This window comes from Vulcanisaeta moutnovskia 768-28, assembly GCF_000190315.1.
In the GTDB taxonomy this organism is placed as follows: domain Archaea; phylum Thermoproteota; class Thermoprotei; order Thermoproteales; family Thermocladiaceae; genus Vulcanisaeta; species Vulcanisaeta moutnovskia.
In genome coordinates this window covers 950,276-976,005 of the sequence record NC_015151.1, presented here as the reverse complement: position 1 = coordinate 976,005, position 25,730 = coordinate 950,276, and the positions used below count along the sequence as shown (strand labels likewise).

The window sequence follows — 25,730 nt, the reverse complement described above, 5'->3', positions numbered from 1 at the left end:
ATGTTTTAGGTTAAGCCTTAATCAATTTCTAGGTATTCTACGGGCTGAAAACTATATAAAGCAAGAATCATGTCATGTTTAAATGGGCTTTACTGCTAATGACTTATTTAACCCATTTAATAGTGATTATATTGGTAGGATTAGTGGAGTTAAAGCAAGTGTAAACGCCGTACTTGGCCCACCAGTCTCAGGTAAGTGCTTCCTGATTAAGAGCTACATTGGTAATGCTCTCGAGACCATAATAGGTTTTGAGAACCTTAAGCCAGTCAGCGCCTGCGGGGAGTATGAGGTTGTTGAGGGCGTAACGAAAGAAATTAAGGCTAGTGCTGTCGATAGGCTTGTTAATTTCCTGGTCGATGTATTCCCAAGGGTTAAGGCGTTCATGGAGACTAAGCCTATTGATGCCGCTATTAGTGAGCTTAAGGAGCACGGCTTTAGCGATGTCGAGCTTGAACTATTGCGTAAATACTTCAGTAGTATTAATAGAGTTCCTAGACAATTGATACGTCAATTAATAAAGTTGAAGGTAAACCATGGTTTATTAATTCCCTACAGTATTCCCTGGGACGTTGACGAAAAATATAGTCTAAGCGGTGACGTTAGGGAGGTCGTTGGGCTCATTAAGAATTACTTCAGTAGGGGTATCAAGTGGCTTGGTGTTAATTACATACCGCCAGGCCTTGTTAAGGATGTTGTTGACATCCTAAGAGACCCAGGGAGAGGTCGGGGGGAGGCTGAGGAGTACGTTAAGCGGCAGGCCGATGCCTATTACGAGGCCGTTAAGTTGCTCGTTGGCGAGAGGGATTTCGAGCCCGAGGGATTGGTGGCCCGCGGCTTCATAAACTTCATCAATAAATTCGGGGATAACGGCTTGAAGTACTTGGTGAATGCCGTGCTTAGTGGCCTCGCATCGATTGTGCTGTCCTCCGTAGTTGTTGCCGTGGCGTCAACCCTCATATACCAATTGACGAAGGGGCACGAGAGGAGGAGCCCGTCGGAGCTAATCGAGCTGGGGAATATCTGGCAAGCCCTACACCCATCACTGAGGAGGTTAATAGCTTCGAAGGTGGCGATCCAAGTAGGCATGACGCCGAGGGAGGCCGAGGACGCAATAAACCAACTAACCGGGCTCAAGGAGGAACAACTGAGACAACTAATCGAGGATGTACGGGTTAAGTTAGAGGAGTTAGAGAAGAGGGTTGAGGAGTTAGGGAGGGAAGTCGATTTAATTAAGGATCAGGTCAAGGGACCTAGGATTTATGGATTAAATGATGTGGCTGATGGCTTGCTAAACCCAAACGTTAGGTTGGTCGGTGATGACCTCGGCATAGTCTCCGAGGCCTATGGTAGGGCTGAGGTTAATATTGTCAAGGCCGGGAGGTTCGGTGGGTACCTAGGGCAGCTGGTGGGTAGGCTAAAGGAGGGGCATGCAGTACTCATTGGGCCTAGGGGTGTTGGTAAATCAACACTGGAAATATACACTATTTGGGGCTTGCTCAGGGAGGGTGACTACTACGGTGTTATTAGGGTTGAGGAGCTCACTGATCCAAACGCTAGGCTTATCCTCAAGAACTTCCTGAGGAGGTACTCCAGGGACTTCGCTAATGTATTCGGCAGGTTGTTAATACTCTACGACCCATCACCGCCAGAGGTATACACATCCCCTGAGGTTAGAACCGAGATTAGGCGTGCCATTACGAGGACTGTGGAGCAGTTGGCTAAATTAATAAACGTACTAAATGAACTCAATGCATCATTAATCATCGTGTTACCGAGTGATTTATACCGTGAATTGAGTGCGGAATTGAGAGAGGACGCCAAGGCAGTCATAGAGAGATTCAGGATTGACGTTGATTTGAGGGATGAGGAGTTCTTGAAATCAATAATCAGGGAATACTCGAACTGCAACATCGATGAGGGTGAATTAAGTGTGTTGGTGAGCGAGGTCTCGAAATTCAATGAGGGCTACACGCTCATCGCTAGGCTAATCGGTGAGTGGCTTAGGAGGAATGGGTGTAGGGTTGAGGATGTTAGGGGAATGGTTAATAAGGCCCACGGTGATGCCTTGGCATTCATCGTTAACTGGATCAATCATTACCTGGGCATATTCAATGAGAGGGGTGAGCCGATACCGGACAGGATTAAGGCGCTTGCGGAGGTCCTCGCGATTAGGGAGGCGTTTAAGCCTGGATTAAGCCCTGGCCAGTACATAGCCACGCCTTACCTCATTAAGAGGCTGGTCGATTGGTCATATGAAGTAGGATTGAGCGATGAGTTAGCCAACTGGCTGGCTCTCAGGCACGAAGATTTGATTGAGGATATACTGACGAGGATTACGAAGGCAGTGAGGGGTGAGGAGATCGAGGGTACTGAGTATCTGCGTAATGCGTTAAATCTGTGGAGAAGCTATGGCAAGATTAATACTAAGATTAACAGCGATGAGGAGCACGCCATTGATTACATTATCGAGAAGTACGGCAATAATCTGAGGAGCGAATTTTTAAGTATTAATCAAGATTGTTGGGACGTCATGGTCTTAACGCTCAGCGCGGTATTAATTGATTATCAAATCAATTTCATAATCGATGAGTTAAGGAGTGTTGGCTTATCTTTAGAATCATCTTTAAGTACTGAGGATTACAACCGTATATTACAATACGTGAAGCTTTCGAAAAACCTCCTTGATAATCCTAGGCAGGTCATTGAAGGCTGCGATGCCTTAAAACTACTAATAAGTGAGTCCGTGCAATCCGGTGGCGAGATAGGTTTTGAGGTGCCGCTAATGAGCAAGAAGCTACTGCTGATGCGGCATAATAACCCAATCCTTGAGGCATTACTCGAGAATAGGCGTGGAAGTACGACCGAAATACTAAATAAGATGAGTGTGGAAGACGTAGATTTAGCGGGAAAACTTAATGAGTTAGTAAGGCATAGGGATATGTTTAGTTGGGAGGAAATAAAGGAGATTGCGGGTGTAATACGCTTCATTGAGGGCCTTTACGTAATTGGGCTCGGCATGCTGGTTATATATGCTCAGGAGAGCGCGAGAGGTAGGGGGTGGCTTTAATGGCTGATGAGACAATTAAAATAGGCCCTGAGCAATACCGTAGTATTGTACGTGCAATTAGATACGTGATAGAGTACAAGTACTTAAGCAGTGATAACCTGGTGAATATAATCAATGAAATAATTAAGTACGTACTAGATAGGCGTGATTTACTCAAGCTTAATGATGACATGGTTAAAGCATTTCTCGATGCATGGATAGACGTTTTATCTAAGGTGATTATGAATAGAAGTAGGATCAGCTGTGAGTTAATTCATGAATTAATACAGGCAATCGATAGTAATCTCAATGATACTGTGCTGAAGGACTTAGTTAAGGTCCGTGCATACTCTGAGTTGCTTAAATTTAAATCGGCGATTTACCAGTGTATTAATGAGTACATACAAGACATGAAAGACGTAATAAACCGTGTTGAGGAGATTTGTAATAAAAGCATTGACGCTGGCGATGCGAAGATGCCAGTCATAGATTTCATCGTAGTTAACGTTAAGGATATGGACGAATTAAAAAGTATTGTGAGGAGCTACGAGAAAGACCTTGACCGTATACGTGAATTATGGAACAAATTACTTCCTAGGTACTTAGTAGGGCTTGGCATAATTAATGATGTTGAGGGGGTTAGGAGGTATATTAATCGGGTAAATGAAAGTAATGTCGTGGTTAGGTTGATGCTCAAATTCCTACTGCCGCAGGTTGGTGATGACATAAAGTACACCGGAGAAGAAATACTTAACGTGCTAAGAAACAAGTGGTTAAATCCAGAATACGAGCCTGCATTGAAGAAGGTCTTGGGTCTACAGGTTGATTGCAATAAGGATTGTGAATCAATCAAGGTTAGGGTTGAGGAGTGCCGCCTGGCATGTATGGCTGCTGATGGCGATAAGGACGCTTTTAATAAATTAATCAACATAATTAAAGAAGATTATAAAAATAAATTAGATAGGATTAGGGATAAGAGTTTCAAAACATTGTTTGGGAGAGAGTTGGATCTCATAGAATACCTTGAAGAGAACATTGATATTATTAATCCTAAGGCTGCCGTCCAAGCCTTCTTGGCACAGGAAGGACATGTGCTTTTTGTCCTCGCCTTAAACGCCTTAATACGTGGAGATATGAGAGCTGCTGAAGTCATAGCATTGACTGGTGAGTATGTATTGACGGAGGATCCGATCTCCAGGAGCCTTTTTAGTAAGCTCCGTGAGGCTATTACGAAGAGTAATAATGATGGGATTAAACTGGTCATTGCCAAGCTATTTTACCTATATGTCGACTATTATGAACAGACACCACAAAAATAAATAGACCATCTGCAAGCCCACTTTCCAGGTAAGTATAGAGAGCCCTTATTAACCATGGAGCCAAACCGTTAGATGCTTGGTTTGTTGGGTTATGCGTTGCTTATTGAGGGTTTGGTAGCAATAATCTATGGGTTGGTTAGGGGTGGTTTGGATGTTAGGAGGTTTGTCCTCGCGGGTACAGCCCTTGTCCTCGCCTACTTCCTACCGTCAATCCTCGGGATTATCCCACCCGGCTCACCTACCTACTTAATGCTCTATAGGGAGGTCGAGGGTTTAGTTCGTGATTGGTCGGTCGTTTACTACTCAGTCGCCTATGCCGGTCTTGCCTGGGCTTCTGGCATGACTGTTTTGAATGTCATCGCCCTACTCTCGACCTTTGGGCTGGTCACAGTGCCGCTTCAGTACCTTACTGTTGTTGAGTCCGTGGGTTGGTTCATAGACCCAATCGCTGACTTGATCCTCGCCGTTATGCACATTGCCCAGGTAATGACGGCTGTACTGCACACGATTGCCTATTTGGCTTGGTTCAGCTATGCGGTGGCGCCAATGATCATTGCCGTTGCCGTGCCCTTAATGGTCATGGGTAGGACTAGGGCTTCTGGAGTCGCCCTCTTCGTGCTTACTCTCACAATACTCTTCATAACAACGATTGCGGCTAGGGACGCAATGGTGGCAGCAAGGCTCCAATTGATGAATGAGACTGTGGCGTTCATGAGCTGGCTGACCCATAACGCCCCTAACGCCACTGTCAGGGGCTTCTTAGTCCTAAGCAGCCCATACCCATACCTAGCCAGTGGCTTGCTTTACGGGGTGAACTACACGGTAGTGGGTAAGTCAACAATGCCCACTGAGTACCCGGTCACTCAATTCACGGCATTCACGCAGTCAGTAACGCTGATAAACGCCCTTGGGGTTCCAAGGATTAGCAACGTAACATTCCTATGGTTGGGCATTGACCCAACGTACAACTGCCTATTACTCACCTACATAGGTAATGAGAGCGCCTACGAACCATGCGATTCATGGCATTACCTAAACAGTAATTCGACCTATGCAGAGGTCATTGATTTTGGAGGCCCACCATTCAACGTGGTTACAGCCACAATCAACGGCTCAGCAGTCTACACTGGAGCCTGGGAGTGGCTCGATACACCAAACCAGTACTCGGTTAACTACTCCAACAATACAGTAACAATAAACTTCACGATCGATGTACCACCAATGCACTGCATCAATGTGACGTCACCAAAGACCCACATGGTGCATAAAGTCTGCCAACCAGGCACTGCTGAGGCAATGCTCTGGTTCTTCGCGGGTAATGCCATGATCAACGTGCCAACTAATGTTGGTAACTCGACGAGGTGCCAGTACGCAGTAAGCCCGAGCAGCCTGTACAGGGAAGTAAGTATCGAGGTTGAGGAGAATGCGATTAAAGCCTTAATTGACAAGCTCAATGAGGAGATTGCCATTGGTAGGGGCATCACTGGCCTTGGTAGGAGCCTAAGCCTATCATTGCCGAATCCATACCCATGGGGCTATGCTCAGAAGGAAGCAGCAATAACATGCACCAATTGGCTGAACAGGACTGTGCCGGTCAGCGGCTCAATAGTCATTATCGGCAATATTAACAATCCGTGGTTTGCCTACGCACCCATTGGCTTGTCTCCATCAACATCGTGGGTCATAAACTCCATTGTTGTTGGTAGTGGTGGGTTGCTCAGTGGTTGGGCTCAAATCAACGGCTTGCTCATGGACATTGGCTACTTCGTCCCCAGGTGGCTTGCAGAGAGCGTGGCCATATTCGGCCTGCTTGACGCCGGGCTTTGGCTTGTTGGATTCCCAACTATGCTAGGCCCAGCGTGGGCTGTGCTGGGTAACGTGGTCATGGACCTAAGCCTCATTCTCTACCTGCAGGTGGCTGGTGTTAGGAGGGTTCTCGGTAGGCTCATTAGGAGGGCTAGGTCCTCAGTGGGCTCTAGACTTAGGGGATTTAGGGAGGGTGTTGCGTCGGGCATTCACAGGCATGGGAGGCTCGGCAAAATCGCTAAGCCGCTCATGGCCCTGCACCACAGCTACTCAAGGGCGTCCGCCCTGGTTAGGATGGCCTTTAGGTCTAGGCTCAACAACCCAGCCATTGCCAGGCTTAGCCGATACGCGGCACACCCGTACTCATCACTCCTCGAGGACCTCGAGGCACGCTTTAGGAGTGGGGCTGCTGTTCATAGGGAGTCTGGCAGAAGGGGCTTGGCTAGGATGGCCATGGCCGGTGCATACACGGCTTGGTTCCTTAGGGAGTACCCTAGGGTTAGGGGCATGGGCGAGAGGGGTAGGCTTCATGAGGTGGCTGGTCTGAGGTTTAGGGGTGGCGTTGAGCTCGATAGGAGGGCTTACGCGCATTATGGCGGTAACCCCAGGACTGACTTGCCGACCCACCTGTTGACTAAGTCATTGGTTAGGAGGGTGGGGGTTGAGGACGCCGTTCATGGTGTTGAAGCTGTCCTAAACACGCCGTTGGCATTAATTAGTGGTGCTGCCGCCAGCGACAGCGTTAGGGCCTTGGCTAGACAACTGATTGGGAGGTTTGGGGTTGAGAGGACGAGTAGGGCTTCGGCGAAAATTGTTGCCGCATCAATGGCTCCCTACGTTAGGGAACTCCACAGAAGGGCCTTGGTTAGTATGAGGAGGCTCGGTGAGGCTAAAGAAGTCATCAAGGCCTTGGTTGGGGGTGAGCTCCATAGGCTTGTTGAGCTTAGTCAGTTGATGGGTGTTGATTATGAAAAAGCCAAGGAGCTACTCAACAACGCCTTGAGTGCTAGGGTCAATGCTTTGATGCCTAGGTACCTCGGTGATGGGCGTGTTAGGGATTCCGCTAGGGTTGGGATTAAGCACATCACCGATGTGCTTCATGACTTGAGGGGCAGCGTTGTACTGAGCCACGAAGCGTTGAGACCGTTAATCAACGCCTTCATGGATAATGCGAGGGCTGTTGAGGTAATCAACAACTGGTGGGTTAAACACAGCGAGAGGGTGGGCAAGGCAATCAGCTCAGGGGTCAGTAACGAGGATTTGATGCTGATTAATAGGTTGAGCGTTAGGGAGTTGACCAAGGCGTTGGAGCCGTTTGTTAGGGCGAGGTATAGGGAGGCTCTTGAGGCCAGGGCTAGGGAGTTGGCCACTAAGGAGGCCTTGCCCACAGCCGTTGGTGAGTTCTTAAGGGCCGTAAGATACGGTGATTGGGCTAGGGAGCGGTTGAGGGGCGTCAGGGAGTACAGGGCATTCATGAGGGAGTACGGCAGGCTGCTCAGGGGTGGCTTTGAGGCGTTGGGTGAGGGTAGGTTGTTTAGTGAGGTCTTCCCGAGGATAGCCGAGATAGCCAGGGACGACCTACTCGTTGATTCGGCAATTAAGCTCCACCTGGCCACTACGGCTAGGGAGGGCGTTGTCGAGAGGTTGAGCGGTGGCTCTAGGTCCTCGTTAATTAACCTAATTGATTACTCGGACTCAATCCGTAGGCAACCAATGGTTGCCTTACTCGAGCTCCTCAACAGCCTCGGTGTTGACCTCAATAAGGCCATTGATTGGCAGTCCTACAGTGAGTTGTACGGTAGGCTAGGCATCAAGCCTAGCGAGCTAAGGGCTTTGCTTAGGGCTTTGAGGGCTTTGGTCGAGGATGGGGTGGTTAACGAAGGGGAGGTCGAGAGGAGGGCTAGGGACCTGCTGGTGAAGGCCTCGTCGGCCAAGCCCGATGTAGACGTGTTTAGGGAGTTCCATAGGGACCTGTGGAGGGCTGTGCTGAGGTCGGCGAGGGATGCAAGGCCTGGCGATTTCATAGGCGTTAGGTCAATAGATGATGATAGGCTCAGGGAGTTGTTGGTTAGGTACATGCCTCCGGAGTTGACGATCGAGTTACTGAGCCAAATCAGGGGCTACACGGTTGAGGAGGTAGGCGCGGTACTGAGCAACCTGAGGAGCTACTTGGCAAGCCTCATTGAGGAGTTGAGGGATGAGCTTAGGGGGTTAGAGGCTAGGTTGGGCGATGCGATTGGCAATGGCAGGGTTGGTGAGACCGATGGGTTGGGTAGGGAGGTTGGTGGGTTGAGGAGGAGGTTGATGCTTCACGAGAGGTTGTTGAGTGCGGTTAATAATGCGTTGGGTGCCCTAACGAGCAGTGAGCCCATTGACATAAGGACACAACTACTGAGGCGCTCGGCGAGGTCGATTAGGGAGGCCCTTGATGGGTTGGGCGGTGGTTTCGAGGGCTTGGTTGATGGGTACAGGGCCTCTAACCTACTCGATGCCTTGGCTGTTGTGGACTCAATCATCGAGGGCTTGAGGAGTTACGTAGGCAAGCCGAGCCAGCCTAATTAATAATTAATTTGTTATTATTAATGCTTAGGCTTATTATTGGTAGGCTCGACTACCAGGGGATCAACACTGGCATAACCTTTAGGCTTGGTGGTGTTGAGGCACTAAGTGGCGTGCCCAATGCCAGGTTAAACGCCCTGTCTAGGGCATTGATCAATAGGGTGTTTCATGAGTTGGGTATTAACTGTGACACCACCCACTTGGCGATGCTTAGTGAGGTCTTTGAGGACTGCCAATACGCATTGCCAGCATCGGTGGAGTTCACTAATGGGTACAGCATCGATGACCTTAGGAAGGCTTTGTACTCGGCACCAATACCAACAATCGAGCCTGTGAGCACGGTTGTTGGCTTGGCGTTGGCATCATCACTTAGGGTAAACGCCGAGTTCTACAGTGATTTATGGCCTAGGCTCACTGATGCATTGGCCCAGCTGAAGTCCTTAGGCGTTGAAATCGCAATACACACTAGCGTCTTCGACATTAACAGGGTCTTCGTGTTTGACGAGGTCGTTAGGAGGTTGGTCAGGCTCCCGAGGGTTGATGAGCTTAGGGAGACGACGGAATTCAACAGCAGGGTGGAGGTCATTGGCTCGAGTAGGAGGTTTGTTGAGGTCCCAATTAGGGCCTTCGGCATTGCCGAGCCGAGTGAGGTGAAGTTAAGTGATGATGTTGTTGATGCCATTGAGGTCCTCGTTAGGGACCTAGGCGGTGTGGCTACACTGAAGGCATTGAGTGACATTGCTGGTCAGTTGGCTGTCCTGAGGGCGCTGGGCATGGGCTACATAACCTACAACCCGAGTGACATGACTGTTAGGGCTACTGTGAAGGCACTACGCCTTATAAGGCGTTTGGGCGTTAGCAGTGATGCCCTGGGTGAGGAGGGTAGAGGCGGTGGGTCAAGTAACGAATCAGGCTAGCCAGGCAGATCCCTGTAGGCCCTCGATTAGGGACTTGATCAACGAGCCGGCTGGGCACTTGTTCCACTTCATGACCCTAGACGAAACCCACGCCCTCGTCTTTGGGAGCATTGGGACTGGGAAGACTACGCTTGTCAAGAATGCCCTAATGAGCATACCGTGCGACTACACTGTCATTGTCTTCGACGTCGCTGGGTCGTACGAGGGCTTCACAGACTACCACGCACCATACCCACTAAACCCCCTTGATTACTTAAGCGACCTCGATGCTTTGGATGTCATTGAGGAGGTCCTAACAATGAGGTTTCCCAGATTGCCTTATGCAATGACCCCCGCCATGGAGTACATGTTCATGAGGGCATACAATGAATTAGTTGGCCAAGACGGTGAGGCGTCGATTAGCGGAATCATAAGGCACCTTGAGGAGGCGGTTAAGAGCGGTGCCTTGGCTAGGGAGGATGAGGTGAACTCGGCCAGGGGCCTTGTTAGGAGGCTCTCCTACTTCAACCACTGGTTGTTCGGTAAAACGCACCCAATCATTAATCGATTAATCAATGGCGAGTTGAGGGGTAAATCCGTTGGCATTGACCTTAGTTGGTTCTCGCCGATTCAGAGGTGGTTCTATGTACTGTCATTCCTGGCGGTACTGAACTCAATGCAGGTCAGGAACGTTATCCTCGTCGTCGACGAGGCCCACCTATACTTCAGGCTTGGTGAAAGTACATTAACGACTTCGGTGAGGGTTGGTAGGAACTTCGGCAGGTACTTCGTGCTTATCACCCAAAGCCCGTTCGACATACCGAGGGAGTTCATAAGCATGAACAAACTATTCATCGAATTCCCCATTATGTACTACAGCGCCGAGAATGTGGTGTTTAGGGAGCGTGGTTTTAGGGCTTACTTCGGTAGGAACGAGTTCTACGACCAGGGCAAGAGCCCCACCTCAATAATGCCACCACACTGGGGAAGCCCACTCACGGCAGTGATGCACCTACACATAACGAGCAGGCAGATGCTGGAAACAATGCCGGAGAAGACGCCGCATCTAGAGCTGAGGGTCGAGGTTAATCCGGAAATGAGCCCGAGGCAGAACACAACGACACTGAGGAGATGTGCAGAGGCATTTAATGTGCCCTTGAGGGTGGTGTCTGATTATGGGTTTGAGTGCCCGAAGTATAGGCAGCTCCTCGAGGGTGTCTGGGAATGCATTGGGAGGCCCTAACGTTTTATATCGAGCCTAGGGAATTGATATTTGGCGAAGTGGCAATAATTGGCGCGGTGACTGTCGAGATTGGCGACTGCGATGTTGCAGTCAAGGACCTAAAGCTGGTCAGGGCAAGCATTAAGGATTTGGCTAAGGCTGTTGGGCGGGACATTGCACTGCACACCGCGTACCCCTCTGAGTACCTGGACGTGGCCACATACTTCCTGGGCAGGTATGGCATACCGAGGCTCAGCCTTAGGGTTGTTAATGCGGATCCGAGGGAGGTCCCATTTAGGGCGTTTAATGATGAGGGCTTGCTTAGGAACATCGCCTACCTGCACGGTGTCAAGCATGTAGTGCTGAGCAATAACATACACCTAAACTCGAGGAAGACGTCATACACAGTACACAAAATACTCATGGAGTCAGGCTATAACGCCGACAAGAACCTAGCCAAAAGACACAGAGGATCATTACCATGCAGGGTAAGGCTGGCCTAACAGTCAAACCCACCTTTTAACTTAATTCCCAATAGTTATTAGTGAGGGATGAGCCCCTGAGGTACATCGCCCTGGGCTTGCCGGGGCGAATTCCTTGGGGGTGATTCAATTGGCTGGGCCCCTCCGTAGGCTGGGCGTAGTTATGCGCCTAAGTACCTGGGTAAGGCCTTGCCCATACTGCATAGATTCATTGTTGAGGAGCTTCCGAAGTTTAAGATGAATATTAAGAGCGATAATGGTCTCTATAAGTTCACTGTTAATGCGGTCAGGAGGTACTTGGTTAAGTACTTGCCTGAGAGTGAGGTTGATGGGGCGGTGATAGCCCTGGCCACAGGCCGCCTAACCATTGAGTTGGTTAGGCATGGTTTTGAGGTGGTTAGGCGCCATAGGGGGGTCTACATAGTGAGGAGGGTGGTTGGTGATGGGGAGTGATGAGGAGGAGTTCATGAGGGTTAAGGAGTATGTCGATAGGAGACTTGAGGAGTTTAGGGATGAGTTGCTTGATTTCTTGAGCACAACGAAGTCTAGGGACATGGACAAGGTGAGGAGGGAGTTGATCAAGTTCTTGGTGAGGGAGATCGAGGAGTTAAGGAGTGAGTTGCTCAGTGAGGTTAGGGGTGCCAATGACCTGGGCAGGAGGCTTGATGAGTTGGGTAGGGAGGTTGAGGAGATAAGGCAGTTAGTCGATAAACAGGGCCTTAATGATATCGTCAACAGGGTTAAGCATGAGCTTAACCTGGTAGAGGCTAGGCTTAGGTGGTTCGTTGTTGATAAGGTCAATGAGATTGAGCTTAGGCGTAGGAGGAATGGTGTTAGGAGGGCTATTGTGTTTTTGTTCGGCACGGTAGTCGTAGTGGCCATTGGGTTGGTGGTAGCCATTAAGTTGGCTCCATGGCTTATACCGCTCATAATCATCGCCGTTTACGCACTACTCAGGAGGTGGTGAGTGATGGCTCTGAGGGGTGACCAAGCCGAGGTGGCCAATAAGTTGTTGGCGATGCTTGGGGAGAAGAATGTCGCCGGACTCCAGGCACCGACTGGATGGGGCAAGAGCTTCGTGGCTTCATTCTTGATTAAGCAGTTGGGTGGTAGGTGGCTCTGGGCCTCAAGCCTAATAAACGCCTTGGTTGAGGCTGGCAAGGCGCTTGGGGATTTCGGCATTAGGCACTTCCTGAGCACTGGTAGGGAGAGACTTTGCCTGAAAAATTATAGGCACAGCGACTTCGTTATTCGAAAACCATGCGGCTTCTGCCAATTCAATAGGCCTATCCCTCAATCATTGGTTAAGGCATTAATCAACGCTGTTGATTACGGCGTGGTTAGGGAATTCGCCGAGGAGGGAGGCCTCTGCCCGTACAGCACTCAGGAGACTTTGGTTAGGGAGTTACTTAATGAGTATGGTGACTTGGTCGTCGTTTTGATGAACTACGGTAGGATTAGCAAGCATGCCAAGCGGTTTGATGGTTTAATAATTGATGAGGCGCACAACTTAGCAGTACCCAAATTAGTGAGCCTGCCGAGGAGGGGCTTTGAGCTTTTGTTTGAAAAGCTCGGTGTTGAGGGCGTTGATGTTAAGGATGCAGAGCTCGTTAGGTCACTACTCGGTGAGTTGTTGCTTACCATAGCCATTGATAGTGGGCTCAGTGAATTAGTGAGCCTGGACGACTTGGTGGCATTCATTGAATCGCCAATCACCTACTACGACCCCGACAGCGATGCCCTAATTGGAGTCAAGCTAGAGGGCTTGCCGAGCCTCGAAAACAAGAGGGTCCTGCTGATGTCGGCCACATTACCACCTAGTGTTTTGAGCACAATCCCTGTGATTAGGGTGGAGCCCAGCCAAGTAATCAAGGCTAGGGTTGGCGATGCGGTCATGACAACCGAGAACATCGAGAGGCTCAAGAACGAAGTCGCTAAGCGGTTAAGCGACTTATTGAGTGATGGTTTGCCTACCGTAATCTTCACAACGAGCAGTAAGGAGGTGATTATCGAAAACGTGGTCTACGAGGACGAGTTGAGGAGGGAGGACATCTGCAAAAGAAGTATCGTACTGAGGTTTTTTGGCAAATATGCCGAGGGCGTTAGGCTGAACTGCTATAAGCGTGTCGTATTGCTCACCTTGCCACTCTTACCGCCGAACGTCATGAGGCGCTTGGAGGTTAGGGGCTTGAGGTCGGTTGATTTAATCACAATAAAGGCTGTGCAGGCAGTAGGTAGGTTGTTGCCTAGTAATGAGGCAATAGAGGTAATATTATTTGACAAGAGGTTCAGGAGGTACTGTGGTGTTTTAATGAATTATGGCATTCAATGCGTCGGCAACGGCTGACCGCCCCGCCTAGCCGGGCAGTGGCTGGGCGGGGTGGGATGAAGCCGTGATTGATACGCGGGTCAAGCTGCCCCTTGATGACCGCTAGACACACTGAGCAAACCACCCCACCCAGCCGCCCAATACCCTTAATGGTGCTTAATAAGCCTATCGCCTTCGACGTCTCGAAACCAAGCCCGGGCGGACCACCCCCGCCCAGTCATAAGCCAAGGCTGGTGGGGGTTAATAAAGGCATCGCCTTCGATGCCTCGACGCTTCGGCTGCCTTATTAAGCCTGTGCCTAAAGTAATTGGTGGAGGAGTAATGAGCCCCTGAGCAAACCACCCCGGTATAGCCGGGGCGGATGCTCGGTGGGTGATCCAATGCTGGCCCGTGGGTGGGCATAGGGGGTTTGGCGATGAATAGTTGGAGTGAGAGTGTTAGGCTTGCGAATTTGCTGCTCAGGAGGCTCCGTGACTTTGATGGGCGTGGTGTTAAGGCGTTCTTCACGCGTGGTTGTTATCGCCATGACTTGGTTAGTTGGCGATTTGATGGCAAGGCCATTAGGTGCCTCAGGTCTTGGTACATTAGGGCCTTGGTTAGTGTTGCGTCAGTGCTGCACCCATTGGTCAAGGCATACGGCGTTAAGGCTGTGGAGTCCGTGGTTAATGATTTAGATATAACGAGGATCGACGTTAGGGAGAACCTACTAAGTGATGTTGCTGAGCTCGTTTATGAAGCCGTTCTTAGTCAAGCCAACGGAGCAGTAGGTAATGCCAATAGCGACCTTGTTGTTGCAAGGCTAATTAATAATAGCATTGGGGATTTAATGGCCCAGATCAGTAGGGTTGAGGGCTTGATGAGGAAATGCAGGGATGGCGAGGTGAACCTCGAGGGTGAGGAGCTTGATTGTCAAGATCTGTGGTTGTACGAAGCAGAACTAAGACAGGTACTGAGTGAGCTACAGAGGCTAGCCAAGAAATACAACGTAAGTGCCGAGCCAAGCAAAACGCCTTGGTGGCTATTCAAGACCTAATCAATCAAACACCTACGCCCTTCTCCTCCCACCATCCTCCCTCTCCTCCCCCGCTCCTTTCGCGGTCAAAGAGCCGGTGGCTCCCCTCGTAGGGGGGGGGGCTCCCGGCTCGTGAGGGGGGCTGTGGGGACGATAGACCTCGAGCCCCAGGAATCCGATAGCCGAGGGGTGCCGCCTCGCCGGCGGCGATGTGGACGATAGATCCCAAGCCAAGAAACCGGTGAGGCGGCGGGAGAGGGGTTGGTGGGAGGAGGGGCAATAGCAAGATGTCCAGCAAACCCTAGGAAAAACAGACCAATATGCTTCGGTGAATGGGCAAGAAAGAGAACCTTGTTCTAGGAAAAGCCAGAACAAGCTATTAATGAACAAGCCGAGTAATGTGAAAATAAGTCAGTAAACCCTAGGGATTTGCAGAACAAATGTCTGGCAAGTGCCATGGGGTAATTGATGCAGTAGGTATTTAAGCAAGTGAGGAGAGGTGAGGAATAGCCACCCCATGTCTGGTCACCTACTGAGGGGCCCGCGGTGTGGGGTTCCCCGCACCGGGGCGCCAACCAATCCTTTCCCCTTTCGATTGTTTTTTCCTTCGTTTCTCGGTGGTATGGCCCCGGTGTGGGTTTATCCCCACGCCGTGGGCCCTTCGTGGGGTTGGGCCTGGCCACTCCCGGGTGTCCCTGAAAGGGAGTTGGGGGTTACCCCTGGCTGTGATCGAGTAGGGGGCTACCGGGCTCTGGCTGGGACCCAGCTCCACGAAGTCTCTCAGTAGGTGACCAGACATGGGGTGGAAAACTCGAGGTAAAGTCTCCGATGACCCCGCCTCCCCAGGGGTGGGTGAGGTTAAAAACAACCCATCCTCAACAGCCCCCGGCACTGCTGGGGGTGTCGGGGGCTACGCCCAGGCGGAGTGGGGCCCAGCCAAACCAAGGATATGCTGGGGTATGGAGGTAAAGGACTCGCAAAGGTTAAAGTGCGGTGAGGAAGTTAGCGATCCGAGAATAGTTAATGAGGTAGCGAAGCTAATAAGTGAGTTTATTAGGAGAGTTGAGAGATATAGAAGTGTGTTGTTAAGCGACGAGATTACACCATTTAGTTATGCCATCAGTGCCTTGAGTGATTGGTTAAAAGTCGTGGTTGTTGAGGTTGATACTGTCATTATGGAGCTTAAGGCTGTTGAGCACGAGGTAGGCAAAAATATGCTAAAGCTTGCCGAAGAAGCAAGAGAGAAGTGGTTTAAGATATATAGATCTGAACTAGAGGAGTTGATTGAAAAACTAAGAAAGGGTGAAGCAGTAATAATCATAACGGGAGATCCGTTTAACGAGAGTAGGTCCTTTATAGCGCACTTATACACGAGATACTTAGCGATTGAGATAGAGAGGATCGCTAAATCACCAGACAACATAACGATAGAAATATCGTTGAGTGACTTAGGAGGTATTGACGTAGTTATGCCAAAGCTATTCAGCGATAATATATTAGAAGCAATGAGATACGGCTTGTTATTAACGGATGGAAGTATTGTTAAAGGTTACCCAGCGATGAACACTAACCAATTATGGCAAGTTATCGCTTGGATACTTGTGTGGTCTGGAATAGTTCACATATACATAAATGGCATAAATATTAATAATAACATAAGCATAAAGTGGCATTTAAGGGCAATAAGCCATAGAGACAAGATAAAAAATAAGGATGAGGTTGTGAAGTTAGTTCTTAAGCTTAATAATGATGAATTCTTAATATTCTTGCTCTTCGCGTTACTTGGTGATGGTCACTTTGATATTAAGAATAAAATGATTAAGCTTGACATTGGCGTTTCGAAGTATGAGCTATGGGTTGATATTATCAAGAAAATAAAGAGCTATGGCTTTAAGGAATATGACAGCAGAAATAAAAAGACGTACATAATTTGGACTTATAAGGCCATAGAGTTAACCAGGAAAATGCTTAGTAGCTCAACGATTAAAGCAATGATCGAGAGCTTAAGCATTTTACCAGATGCTGAAAAGCTAAGACGCTTAATAGCGTTGACTAATATAAAGATTAAGCCAAGGGGCAGTTTGTCAATTGAGATCGATAATATAAAGATGAGCATTCATGTAAGAGATGAGGGCTATATTGAAATTAGGATACTTCGTAAAAATTATGAGGATGCTAGAGCAATTCAGGAGAGACTTAATAGCGCGGGTTACAAAGCTAAGTTAAGGAAGAACGGCAAAAGTTTTGAAGTATGCATAGATATCGACGAAATTAAAAAACACCCAGAATTAATTGCTAAGGTTTGTGAGACGTTAAGAAGGATACATGAGGAGACGATAAATGAGAATAACGCTGTGAAGGCTTGGAAAGTAGCTAAGGCAATAATGAGATTAAACTGTAGAAACCCCACCTAAACCCACGGGCCAGCAAGTTCTTTTTAAATAATTTAAATATCCCTCGGTCTTGGTCTATCGGTTTCTAGGCTTAGGGGTGTTGGTTCCCTGCTTATCGCCATAGGTCTTGGACTCTACGTCACTATAATAGGCGGCGCAGCCATGATATCCTCGCAACCATTCTATACCGCCATGGTTAGTGATAAGGGTGTATCATTCATAGTTAATCCAAGTAATTTTGAGACGACTTGGTGCCAGAACGTTGGCATTAGCGTTAATGGCTTTGGTAATGTACTTAGTGCCTACAATAGGCTTGCCGTGTATGTTGCCCAGGCAAATACCATAGTCATAATACTCTATGCATTGCTCTTTGCTGTTATTTATGCCATTAGGTCTGCGTTATCGTGATGCCCATGCTTGGTCTGGCTCTCGTTGTTATGGCCATAGCTGGTTCAATAATGATTAGGGCAATTAATTCCATTGCTAGGGGCAGGGAGTTTAAAATCGATGCTGAAGACCTGGCTTGGTACCTAATAGCCCTGGCCCTTGTCACAAACCTCTTTAATTTAATACCCAGTAATCTTTACTCAATTGGTACGGCATTAATTACAGTGGACAAGCTACTGAATGCGTATAATAATCTAGTAAACTCATTGGGCATTGCTGATGCCGTCTTATCCTTATCAATTAACATTGGTTTACCCATAGCTGAGGCGGCCATATACGTAGCCACGGGGTCAGGGTTAGGTTCGATTATGCTTGTTATAGAGGTTATTGAGCACCTGACTAACTTAGTGATTAATTATGTGGTTCATGTGATTTCCATATTAGTGGTTGTTCTATGGTTCATGAAGTATGCCGTGATCATTGGCGAGGTGCTTGGGCGGTTCATTCCTTACATGGCCTTCTTCCTTGTTATACCCAGGGTTAGGAATGCAGTCATAATACCTACTGTCCTCTACCTAGTCCTGGGTATTGCGCTACCCCTCGGCATAAATACCATGCATTCATTACCAATAATTAGCACCATCAGTGAAACACAGATCGCGCCAAGTGAGTTGGGCTTTATCAATATTGAGGTGCTTGATGAGTTGGGTAGGTCAGTACCGACTGCCCTGTGTATTAATGGTTATGGATTCCCATACAGTGAGGTTGTTGGTTTGCCTAATGGTGCTGGTGTGGTTGCCCTGCCAATGTACATAATGAGGAATCAACCAATACCTTACAGGATTAATTGCCTAATAGCCCTATTCATGAAATTCAGTACAAACTACTTCGTTGTTCCAGGTCTTGGGCTTAATAATGATACTGTGGTTATTAGGTTACCAATGATTGCCGTGCTTAATGATGACTCGTTAGTGGCTTTGTTCAACTACACGTGGAGTGGTGTCGGTAATACTATTATTGGCGTAAATAGTGGTTATGCCGTTATTAATGTAACAACGCCGTGCAATGGAAACCTAACAGTAATGGCATATGCCTCGGGGGTAGCACTAAGGCTAATTAATTCTACAGAAAGTAATTGCTCAATAACATACTCAATAATACAGGGTGTGCCAATTAACATGGTTTCGCAGTTCTGGATTAATAACGTCATTACGAACCATGAACTCTTCTGTCAGGACCTTGAACAAGTACTCAACCCATCAATTGTGCATCAGGGAATCACTGCACCACCGCAGGTTATTAATGCAATTCTCGGTATGGTGAATGAATCATGCAATGGCCCAGGTAATTACACAGTTGTAATCAATGAGTTAAGGAGCGATAGGCTTACCGCCTCGCTCAAATGCCATGGCACTTGCGGTAATGTCAGCATTAGCGCCCTAGTGATTGGTGTTAAGCCGTATGAATTTAATTACTATGCATTGTGGAGTGGTTCCTACATTACCTGGTTCAATGATTCCCTAATGATCATAAGGAATGCCTACCTAAACCCGCTTAACCTAGGCATATTGATTAATTTATTCATAGGCATTACCTATTACTCAGCCCTACTCCTCGGTATTATTGGGTTAGTAGCCATAATCCCAAGGATTAGGTATTGGTCCAGGATCATGAGTGTGGTTAGGATCAAGCTTGGCATTAAGTATGAGGACATTATCGCAGTCACGAGCCCATTAATATCAATGGTGGTTAAAAGCCGTAGGGTTAACAATGAAGGTATTACTAGGAGGTACGCACACTTAAGGTGGGTCTACGAAATCGCTAGGCATAGTCATACGAGTCATTTACTCAGGGTTGGGTATTGGGTGGTTAGGGACTTACCAAAGGTATCCGCAGCACCTCATGTCCTATTACCAACGCTCTATGGCGTATCGCTGGCCAGAGATTACCTAGTGAGAAGAGCATTATTGATTGAACGTGAGACCCTAAGAAACGCGTTAAGAGCTGTAGTGAGTGTTGCCTTATCGCCAAACCTAGTCCTTAGACCCTACTCATTGTTGAATCCCATGCTTCGTTATGGAATTAATGAATTAACTAGGTACATGATCATTAAGACTAGTACTGCGTCAAGGGTTTATGGGGCTTTAAAGAGTTATTTACGTCCAAGCATTGCCCTTTACATAGCACTTAGGTCAGTCACTAAGGGTATTGATGAGAGTGTCATTAATGCCGTAAGTGAGGTCTGGCAATCAATGGATAAGCCACTGGATACTCTAAGAACCATCAGCACTAGGTTGGGTATACTCCGGGTTATCGATAGGGATTTAACCACGTTAATAGTTAGTGAAGCATTGAGGGAATTATTGGTTAGGCATGGTTCCCTGGTTGACGCTAGGGTTTTGATTAACAATGCCGTTGTCAAGCTTGAGGATGTGGCTAAGGTTGATGATTATGCTAATGTTGTTATCAGGGTTAATAATGGTGATGTTACTGTGAAGGCTTGGATAGTTAAGGAATTCCTCAGAATTATTAACTCAATAAGGGACTTAGGGCATTAAAATCAGGGCAGGTCAGTCTCCTCACTAATCAGTACTGCAATGAATCATCACTATTGAATTAACTGCATTAAGGACTCAAAAACACTACTATTCATTTAAAATAACAGATTCATTAAAAATCTCTTTTCAGGAATAGTGTGATTAAGCCTATAACCCATAATTACTCCTCATGTTCAATTATGAATACATCAAAGACAATAGATGAAGCCCTAGTAATAATTGGTAGGGCGAGGATGGGTAAAATACCCTGCAACGAAGCCCTTGATAGGCTGTGGGAAGTACTCGTCAACCTAGACTTCGAATTAAAAACAAGAAACCCCATCAGGCACTGCGCACTATATAATTAATCATTGATTAACGCGGCTAATGAACCAGAGAAATATCGCCAATACGGAGTGGCATCACGTAGTAATGACTATAAAACCGTACTTAAGACCCCGCCTTTTAAGGCAGGAATATATAGTCTTCTAATATTGTTTGTGGGATTGAATATTCAAAAAGCTATATGAAACGACGAATTATGCAAATAAAAAGATCGGCATAAAATCCAAACGTACCGTTGAAGTACCAGCATACGTAGTTTCCTAAACCCAATCCCGGGCGAAAAACTAAAAAACTGTGAAGTAGGAGCTTATCTCGGAGGGCCCGTAGCTTAGCCAGGTAGAGCGCCCTGGGGCGTGTTGCCCCGCGTATGGCTCATAACCGGGAGGTCCCGGGTTCGAATCCCGGCGGGCCCACCAGTTATGATTTTTTGTGCTTTGTTTTGAGCCCGTGGGCTTTTGGCGGAGTCTCTACAATTCAGTTTTTCATTACCTTAGCTATTCTCCATGCTCTTTCGATGCTGTCCTCACTCACTGTCTCCTCGTGCAACCTCATAAGTACTTCGCATACCTTAATGATAAGCTCTGGATGTCTCGTATTTTCATCTTGGCTTATGTAGATCACGAATTGGCTATCTCGCTTACTTAAATTAGCGTTGTAGCCTGCGACTCGAAGCGTCTCCTAAATATTCCTGGCATTCTCGAAGTTCTTACGCCTGACCATGAGTTTCACATTGCCGTTTCGCCTCACGTTAATACACATCCTCATGCCATTCACGGCATCAACCGAAGAGTCACCTCTCGGCTTGATCTCTACGTTTATCAGCGTTATTAGGTGCCTTAATTTCCTAGCATCTGATAGTTAATTCAAATAATCAATCAAGGCCCTAATTATCGAATCGCCGAGCCGCCTCTTGTCTATGTCGACAGCCTTTGCAGTCTTTAAATCATGCTCCTTAAGGTCATGCCTCATTATTCTATTGATAATCTCGCTCCGTAGCTCATATTTCTCGCTACCAATGTTGAGCTCAATCACCCTTCTCTCAGCATCAATGTTACCATCGCCTAAAACCGCGTAATAAGTAAGGCCGGTGGAATCAATTAGGCCCATTGGGATACCCATATACGGAAACGCCGAGACAGCCTCCGGGGAGTGGTTGATGGAGCATGCCAAGCACCAACACTAGGCCCACACCCAACATGGGTAAAGCCAAGCGCACCCAACTTAGATTTTAGACGCTAAGTGGGGTTTGTGCATGCAACCTAGGCAATGCCTCATATGTGAAGAAATTAGTGGTTATTGAGAAAGAATTCATTGATTAAGCCCTAGACTTAATATACGTCTTCAGGATCTCAATCAATTTCTCAATCTCCTCAACTGTATTGTAACCATGTGAAGAAAACCTGACGGTGTCAAGTCTAGGTAATGCTTAATTATTTTGTTCTGGCTTAATCCATGATCAATTATGGATTTTCTTAGGTGCCAGGTTTTAGAGGATTTATTACCCACGGGTTTTCCCTTTGGTTACCTCGTCCTCATCCGTGGAGACCTGGGTATGGGTAAGACACTCCTCGTTAAGTTGCTCGCTAAGAGCGTCCTTAGTAATTATCCACTTGTTTATGTTTCCTTTGATGATAATCCAGAGGCCGTGGTTAACGACCTAAAGGACTTCAGTAATAGGCTCTTCGTAATTGATGGATTCTCACTGGGTGATCAACGCAGGATTAAGACCCCTAACGTCATTGATGCAATTACTGAGTTGGATCCTGGACAGTTAATTAGTAAGGTTAGCCAGGCCGTTTATTCAAGGGGCGCCCGTGGCTTAATAATTGACTCAATTAATGACCTACTCATTAATATTGACCCAAGGGGCTTAATTGCAATGCTTAAGCAGTTGAAATCAACATCAAGACTCTACAACATGGTAACGTTCATAGTTGCTCATGTAACCACGGAGGACATCGACAACCTACTCAATAGTATTGAGTATGTCTTTGATGGCGTTATAGAGATGGAATTCGATGAAAACATGGCGAACCTAGGCATACCGGTCAGGAGGATGAGGGTTAAGAGGATGAAGGGTGTCTCACACTCAATGAATTGGTATTACTTCACTACGGCTAAGGGCACGATAGTCCCCGTGGACATTAACGAAATAAAGAACATGCTAAAGAACACCCTTGAAAGCCTTGGGGTTCAATTACAAGGTGGATGATGACACTGCTTTATCAAAATTCATTTTAGACTTATAGGATATTATTTATTTCTTTTGATGTGGATCGTGTAATTTATATTGGATAGAGAGAAAAGCCTATAAATAAGATATAGAGATAAAAACATAGAGAGGCCAAAACAAATTAAGCTGGCTTATGAGGCGTCAATAGCGTCATTTTTCGGAACTTTTCTAGAGTTCTATGACTTCACATTGTTTGGCTACTTGGCTACGGTAATAGGTCCTCTCTTCTTCCCTAGTAAAAGTATACTGTAACATTGCTTTATTATTTTGCGGTATTCGGTACTGGATTTATCATGAGATCAATCGGTGCACTTTTCTTTGGTTGGCTTGGTGATAGGTGGGGTAGGAGAAATACGTTTATGATCCCTATAATACTTATGGCGCTTGCATCTTTGTTTATGGGTTTATTACCCACGTATCAAGAGGTTGGTGTATTAGCACCTGCATTATTAGTAACCTTGAGGTTATTACAGGGCTTTTCATTAGGTGGTGAGTGGGGTGGTGGTATAACAATGGTTGCTGAGCTCGCGCCAAGGGAGAGACGTGGGTTTTTCGTTGGTATTGTTCAGATGGCTCAAAGCGGTTTATTAACGACTGGTTTATTAACACTCTTTTCCAGCACGATGACAAAACAGGCATTTACAACATATGGCTGGAGGATACTATTTATTTTAGGCGTTATAATAGCATTGATCGGCTTCTATATAAGGGTAAGGCTTACAGAAACACCAGCATTTGATGAAGTTAGGAGACAGAAGAGAACACTTAAGGTTCCTATAGCGCCACTGGTGACGAAGGGGCATTATATATTAATGCTCCTTATGGCACTATTCCTGGCAGGTGTGCCGCTATCCTACACGTACATCGTTTATGGAGCAACTTACTTAACACAATATGTGCATTTCCCATACTCACAGGCAACGTTCATCACATTCATAGCGTCCGCCTTTTATCTAATCCTCACATTACCATTTGCCTATCTGACAGACATAGTTGGAAGAAAGCCTATTGTATTTGCAGGATTAATTGGTGAAGCGATTCTGGTAATACCGTTCTACTTCTTCATAGTACGTTATCCAATCTTTTAATCGTACTTGCATTCTACATAATTGAAGAGACGCTCCATGCTGTGTATAATGGTGCCTATGCGCAGATACTTGCCGAGATATTCCCAACAGTATCAAGGTATACAGGAGTCGCCTTTTCATATAACCTTGGGGTCGCAGTACTTGGCGGCTTTACACCATTCATTGTGACGTACCTCATATCCTCATTACACACGCCGCTTGCACCAATATATTGGCTATTACCTCTCATAGTAATACCAATAATACTAACGGCTGTCCTATACAAGGAGACTAAGGGTATTGAATTGGGGGCGTAAGCATGAGTAAAGGTTCGGCCATTGATTTATTACGATCCCTGATAAGTTTTGATACCGTGAATGACCCTGACAACGGTAAATATCCCGACCCTAGTGTCATTGATTTTGTCGAGGGCGTGTTAAATGGGCTTGATATGAGGACGAGAGTGTTGGTCAGTCGTGGTTACAAGAGTATAGTTGGTGTTATTGGTTCTGGTGAACCGCGAGTTTTATTGCTTGCTCACCTAGACGTCGTACCATTCATACGCAGTGAGTGGAAGTATGACCCACTCAAATTAACGGTTGAGGGTGACCTCGCCTATGGGCGTGGGGCCCTTGATGATAAGGGTAATGTAGCCGCCGTGCTTAAGGCATTAGAGGACCTGGTAAATATAGACAGGGGCACGGTTATCGTCGCATTCACAACTGATGAGGAGGTTGGTGGTGAGAATGGGGCTAGGGTCGTGAGGGATTACCTACTGGGTAATGGTCTTAGGCCGAACTACGTGATTAATGCCGATGGACACTCGATGGTTATCATAAATAGGAGGAGGGCCATATTCAATGCCAGGGTCAGGTCTAGGGTTGAGAAGGCGGTGGTTAACGGGCGTAGGGAGCCCATTAGGTTTCAACTCGATTATAAGGTCACGCCTCCGTACCACGCCGCTTACTTCATAAACGGTGTCGATACACCCAGTCATTGCCCTTTCCCAATACGTATGGCTCAACAATGCATACGTAGTCAGCCTTAGGGGCGGCTTTGTTAAGAGTAATGTCACGCCTACCTGGGTTGAGGCTGACGTGGTTAAGCCCTGCAGTGATTGCCCACAGCAGGAGGTTGATGATGGGCTCACTAGACTCGTTAGGGCTCTACTGCCGTTGACAAGGTTTGTGCCTAGGGTTAAGGCTCAGAGCGTGTTCGATGTCACCGCTGTTCCTAATGTGTATAGGCTTGTTGGTGATTGTCATGAGGTCATCATAAATGTTAGGGCTATGACTAACGATGCCAAGGCCATTGAGGAGGCTATGATCGACGTGTTGAGGGAGGATTTCCAGGGAATCGAGGTTAAGGTTGAAAGTGAGGGCGGTGGGGGTTACCTATACACTCCGCGTGACTCAGGACTCGTTAAAACAGCCAGCGAGGTTCTTAGTGAGCTTGGTCTTGAGGCTAGGGTTATGGAGATGGCTGGTGCGAGCGATGCCAGGTATTTCTCACCACTTGGTATTGAGACTATAGACTTCGGTCCAGTGGGTGGTAATGAGCATGGTCCTAATGAATACGTGAGTATAAAGTCCCTGGAGATCACGAGTAGATTCTACCCATTGTTAGTTAGGCGATTGATTTCTTCGTGATTAAAAAGCGGTTATTTTTGACGCTAATTATTCTTAGGACCTGGATTAGTACAATATGAAGAGGACCACTAGGCCATAAATCGCAATTGCCTCTGCCAGGGCAACGAATACTAGGTAGAGCGCGAACAACTCCCTCCTCTCAACCAAGGCACTTACTGATGCAGCACCAGCAATGCCGATGCCGATGCCGGCACCGAGAGCCGCAAGTCCAAAACCAATACCAGCTGCCAAGGCCCTAGCAGCCTCAACCTGCGCTTGATCAGTAGCTTGTGCATGAACGATCAAAGCCACGAGACTAAGCGCTATCATTGCAATTACCAAGACCCTGATAACCCTCCTACTCACCATCAACGAAACAAGACATAAGACATTATTAAAATTTTATTCCAGAAAAACAATCACGAAACCCACAACATAAAACATAAAACAAACAAAAACTGACCAAGAA

22 protein-coding genes and 1 tRNA gene are annotated in these 25,730 nt (G+C 47.2%); 20 read left to right on the top strand and 3 right to left on the bottom strand.

All coding sequences use genetic code 11. From position 1 onward, the window contains the following. Positions 1–82: 82 nt before the first annotated feature. The 15 genes from VMUT_RS05185 to VMUT_RS05110 all read left to right on the top strand — a co-directional run bounded on the left by VMUT_RS05185 (position 83) and on the right by VMUT_RS05110 (position 20,749). The gene (locus tag VMUT_RS05185; protein ID WP_052298508.1) at positions 83–3,067 is read left to right on the top strand and encodes a hypothetical protein; all 2,985 of its coding nucleotides are present in this window, start codon (positions 83–85) and stop codon (positions 3,065–3,067) included. Next, the gene (locus tag VMUT_RS05180) at positions 3,067–4,365 is read left to right on the top strand and encodes a hypothetical protein (protein WP_148224670.1); all 1,299 of its coding nucleotides are present in this window, start codon (positions 3,067–3,069) and stop codon (positions 4,363–4,365) included. Before VMUT_RS05185 ends, VMUT_RS05180 begins: the two co-directional genes overlap by 1 nt. 72 nt (positions 4,366–4,437) lie before the next feature. Further along, positions 4,438–8,733, top strand: coding sequence for a magnesium transporter CorA family protein (locus tag VMUT_RS05175; RefSeq protein WP_013604368.1), 4,296 nt, complete (start codon positions 4,438–4,440; stop codon positions 8,731–8,733). Between the two features lie 20 nt (positions 8,734–8,753). Then, positions 8,754–9,647: a hypothetical protein gene (locus VMUT_RS05170; protein ID WP_048056884.1), complete on the top strand. Its 894-nt coding sequence runs from the start codon at positions 8,754–8,756 to the stop codon at positions 9,645–9,647. Beyond that, the gene (locus tag VMUT_RS05165) at positions 9,595–10,869 is read left to right on the top strand and encodes an ATP-binding protein (RefSeq protein WP_048056883.1); all 1,275 of its coding nucleotides are present in this window, start codon (positions 9,595–9,597) and stop codon (positions 10,867–10,869) included. Before VMUT_RS05170 ends, VMUT_RS05165 begins: the two co-directional genes overlap by 53 nt. Beyond that, entirely contained in the window at positions 10,851–11,351 is a 501-nt protein-coding gene (locus VMUT_RS05160) for a hypothetical protein (RefSeq protein WP_013604365.1), read from the top strand. The genes VMUT_RS05165 and VMUT_RS05160 overlap by 19 nt, the downstream gene beginning before the upstream one ends. Positions 11,352–11,519: 168 nt before the next feature. Next, a complete protein-coding gene (locus VMUT_RS05155) occupies positions 11,520–11,783 on the top strand; it encodes a hypothetical protein (RefSeq protein WP_013604364.1) in 264 nt (87 codons plus the stop codon). Next, a complete protein-coding gene (locus tag VMUT_RS05150; protein ID WP_013604363.1) occupies positions 11,773–12,297 on the top strand; it encodes a hypothetical protein in 525 nt (174 codons plus the stop codon). Before VMUT_RS05155 ends, VMUT_RS05150 begins: the two co-directional genes overlap by 11 nt. Before the next feature lie 3 nt (positions 12,298–12,300). Then, complete coding sequence (locus VMUT_RS05145) at positions 12,301–13,677, top strand: DEAD/DEAH box helicase family protein (RefSeq protein ID WP_237699723.1); 1,377 nt, start codon at positions 12,301–12,303, stop codon at positions 13,675–13,677. A gap of 397 nt (positions 13,678–14,074) precedes the next feature. Beyond that, complete coding sequence (locus VMUT_RS05140) at positions 14,075–14,692, top strand: hypothetical protein (RefSeq protein ID WP_148224669.1); 618 nt, start codon at positions 14,075–14,077, stop codon at positions 14,690–14,692. A 776-nt stretch (positions 14,693–15,468) separates the two neighbouring features. Beyond that, positions 15,469–17,085, top strand: a complete 1,617-nt coding sequence (locus VMUT_RS05130) for a hypothetical protein (protein WP_237699722.1) — start codon at positions 15,469–15,471, stop codon at positions 17,083–17,085. 141 nt (positions 17,086–17,226) lie between these two features. Beyond that, positions 17,227–17,472, top strand: a complete 246-nt coding sequence (locus VMUT_RS05125; protein WP_013604359.1) for a hypothetical protein — start codon at positions 17,227–17,229, stop codon at positions 17,470–17,472. Continuing rightward, complete coding sequence (locus VMUT_RS05120) at positions 17,472–20,009, top strand: hypothetical protein (RefSeq protein ID WP_237699721.1); 2,538 nt, start codon at positions 17,472–17,474, stop codon at positions 20,007–20,009. Before VMUT_RS05125 ends, VMUT_RS05120 begins: the two co-directional genes overlap by 1 nt. 179 nt (positions 20,010–20,188) lie before the next feature. Continuing rightward, positions 20,189–20,356, top strand: a complete 168-nt coding sequence (locus VMUT_RS12785; protein ID WP_158304786.1) for a hypothetical protein — start codon at positions 20,189–20,191, stop codon at positions 20,354–20,356. 294 nt (positions 20,357–20,650) lie between these two features. After that, positions 20,651–20,749: transfer RNA gene (locus VMUT_RS05110), tRNA-Ile, on the top strand. A gap of 58 nt (positions 20,750–20,807) precedes the next feature. Here the strand turns inward: VMUT_RS05110 and VMUT_RS12780 are convergent. Together VMUT_RS12780 and VMUT_RS12230 are read right to left on the bottom strand one after the other, a co-directional pair. Next, a complete protein-coding gene (locus VMUT_RS12780; protein ID WP_158304785.1) occupies positions 20,808–20,954 on the bottom strand; it encodes a hypothetical protein in 147 nt (48 codons plus the stop codon). 237 nt (positions 20,955–21,191) lie between these two features. Continuing rightward, on the bottom strand, positions 21,192–21,452 hold the full coding sequence (locus VMUT_RS12230; protein ID WP_148224668.1) for a hypothetical protein: 261 nt from the start codon (positions 21,450–21,452) through the stop codon (positions 21,192–21,194). 343 nt (positions 21,453–21,795) lie between these two features. Here VMUT_RS12230 and VMUT_RS05100 point away from each other — a divergent pair, with 343 nt between their 5' ends. From VMUT_RS05100 to VMUT_RS12210, 5 genes are all read left to right on the top strand, one after another. Beyond that, positions 21,796–22,545 (top strand): RAD55 family ATPase, encoded by a 750-nt coding sequence (locus tag VMUT_RS05100; protein WP_048056881.1) that lies wholly within the window; start codon positions 21,796–21,798, stop codon positions 22,543–22,545. Positions 22,546–22,820: 275 nt separating this feature from the next. Continuing rightward, the gene (locus tag VMUT_RS12225; RefSeq protein ID WP_258167475.1) at positions 22,821–23,654 is read left to right on the top strand and encodes an MFS transporter; all 834 of its coding nucleotides are present in this window, start codon (positions 22,821–22,823) and stop codon (positions 23,652–23,654) included. Positions 23,655–23,695: 41 nt separating this feature from the next. Further along, positions 23,696–23,950 carry a hypothetical protein gene (locus tag VMUT_RS12220; protein WP_052298504.1) on the top strand — a complete coding sequence of 85 codons (255 nt, stop codon included), beginning with the start codon at positions 23,696–23,698 and terminating at the stop codon, positions 23,948–23,950. Positions 23,951–23,952: 2 nt separating this feature from the next. Continuing rightward, on the top strand, positions 23,953–24,681 hold the full coding sequence (locus VMUT_RS12215) for a M20/M25/M40 family metallo-hydrolase (protein WP_083805473.1): 729 nt from the start codon (positions 23,953–23,955) through the stop codon (positions 24,679–24,681). Continuing rightward, on the top strand, positions 24,611–25,282 hold the full coding sequence (locus VMUT_RS12210) for a M20/M25/M40 family metallo-hydrolase (RefSeq protein ID WP_083805472.1): 672 nt from the start codon (positions 24,611–24,613) through the stop codon (positions 25,280–25,282). Before VMUT_RS12215 ends, VMUT_RS12210 begins: the two co-directional genes overlap by 71 nt. Positions 25,283–25,327: 45 nt before the next feature. Here the strand turns inward: VMUT_RS12210 and VMUT_RS05085 are convergent, their stop codons facing one another. After that, positions 25,328–25,630 (bottom strand): ATP synthase subunit C-like protein, encoded by a 303-nt coding sequence (locus VMUT_RS05085; RefSeq protein WP_013604355.1) that lies wholly within the window; start codon positions 25,628–25,630, stop codon positions 25,328–25,330. Between the last annotated feature and the right edge of the window lie 100 nt (positions 25,631–25,730).

Bases quoted from the DNA above. Each gene is read 5' to 3' on its own strand.
- VMUT_RS05185 (WP_052298508.1), top strand. From the start codon at position 83: ATGGGCTTTACTGCTAATGACTTATTTAACCCATTTAATAGTGATTAT.
- VMUT_RS05180 (WP_148224670.1), top strand. From the start codon at position 3,067: ATGGCTGATGAGACAATTAAAATAGGCCCTGAGCAATACCGTAGTATT.
- VMUT_RS05175 (WP_013604368.1), top strand. From the start codon at position 4,438: ATGCTTGGTTTGTTGGGTTATGCGTTGCTTATTGAGGGTTTGGTAGCA.
- VMUT_RS05170 (WP_048056884.1), top strand. From the start codon at position 8,754: ATGCTTAGGCTTATTATTGGTAGGCTCGACTACCAGGGGATCAACACT.
- VMUT_RS05165 (WP_048056883.1), top strand. From the start codon at position 9,595: ATGCCCTGGGTGAGGAGGGTAGAGGCGGTGGGTCAAGTAACGAATCAG.
- VMUT_RS05160 (WP_013604365.1), top strand. From the start codon at position 10,851: ATGCATTGGGAGGCCCTAACGTTTTATATCGAGCCTAGGGAATTGATA.
- VMUT_RS05150 (WP_013604363.1), top strand. From the start codon at position 11,773: ATGGGGAGTGATGAGGAGGAGTTCATGAGGGTTAAGGAGTATGTCGAT.
- VMUT_RS05145 (WP_237699723.1), top strand. From the start codon at position 12,301: ATGGCTCTGAGGGGTGACCAAGCCGAGGTGGCCAATAAGTTGTTGGCG.
- VMUT_RS05140 (WP_148224669.1), top strand. From the start codon at position 14,075: ATGAATAGTTGGAGTGAGAGTGTTAGGCTTGCGAATTTGCTGCTCAGG.
- VMUT_RS05130 (WP_237699722.1), top strand. From the start codon at position 15,469: ATGGGGTGGAAAACTCGAGGTAAAGTCTCCGATGACCCCGCCTCCCCA.
- VMUT_RS05125 (WP_013604359.1), top strand. From the start codon at position 17,227: ATGATATCCTCGCAACCATTCTATACCGCCATGGTTAGTGATAAGGGT.
- VMUT_RS05120 (WP_237699721.1), top strand. From the start codon at position 17,472: ATGCCCATGCTTGGTCTGGCTCTCGTTGTTATGGCCATAGCTGGTTCA.
- VMUT_RS12785 (WP_158304786.1), top strand. From the start codon at position 20,189: ATGAATACATCAAAGACAATAGATGAAGCCCTAGTAATAATTGGTAGG.
- VMUT_RS12230 (WP_148224668.1), bottom strand. From the start codon at position 21,452: ATGGGTATCCCAATGGGCCTAATTGATTCCACCGGCCTTACTTATTAC.
- VMUT_RS05100 (WP_048056881.1), top strand. From the start codon at position 21,796: ATGGATTTTCTTAGGTGCCAGGTTTTAGAGGATTTATTACCCACGGGT.
- VMUT_RS12215 (WP_083805473.1), top strand. From the start codon at position 23,953: ATGAGTAAAGGTTCGGCCATTGATTTATTACGATCCCTGATAAGTTTT.
- VMUT_RS05085 (WP_013604355.1), bottom strand. From the start codon at position 25,630: ATGGTGAGTAGGAGGGTTATCAGGGTCTTGGTAATTGCAATGATAGCG.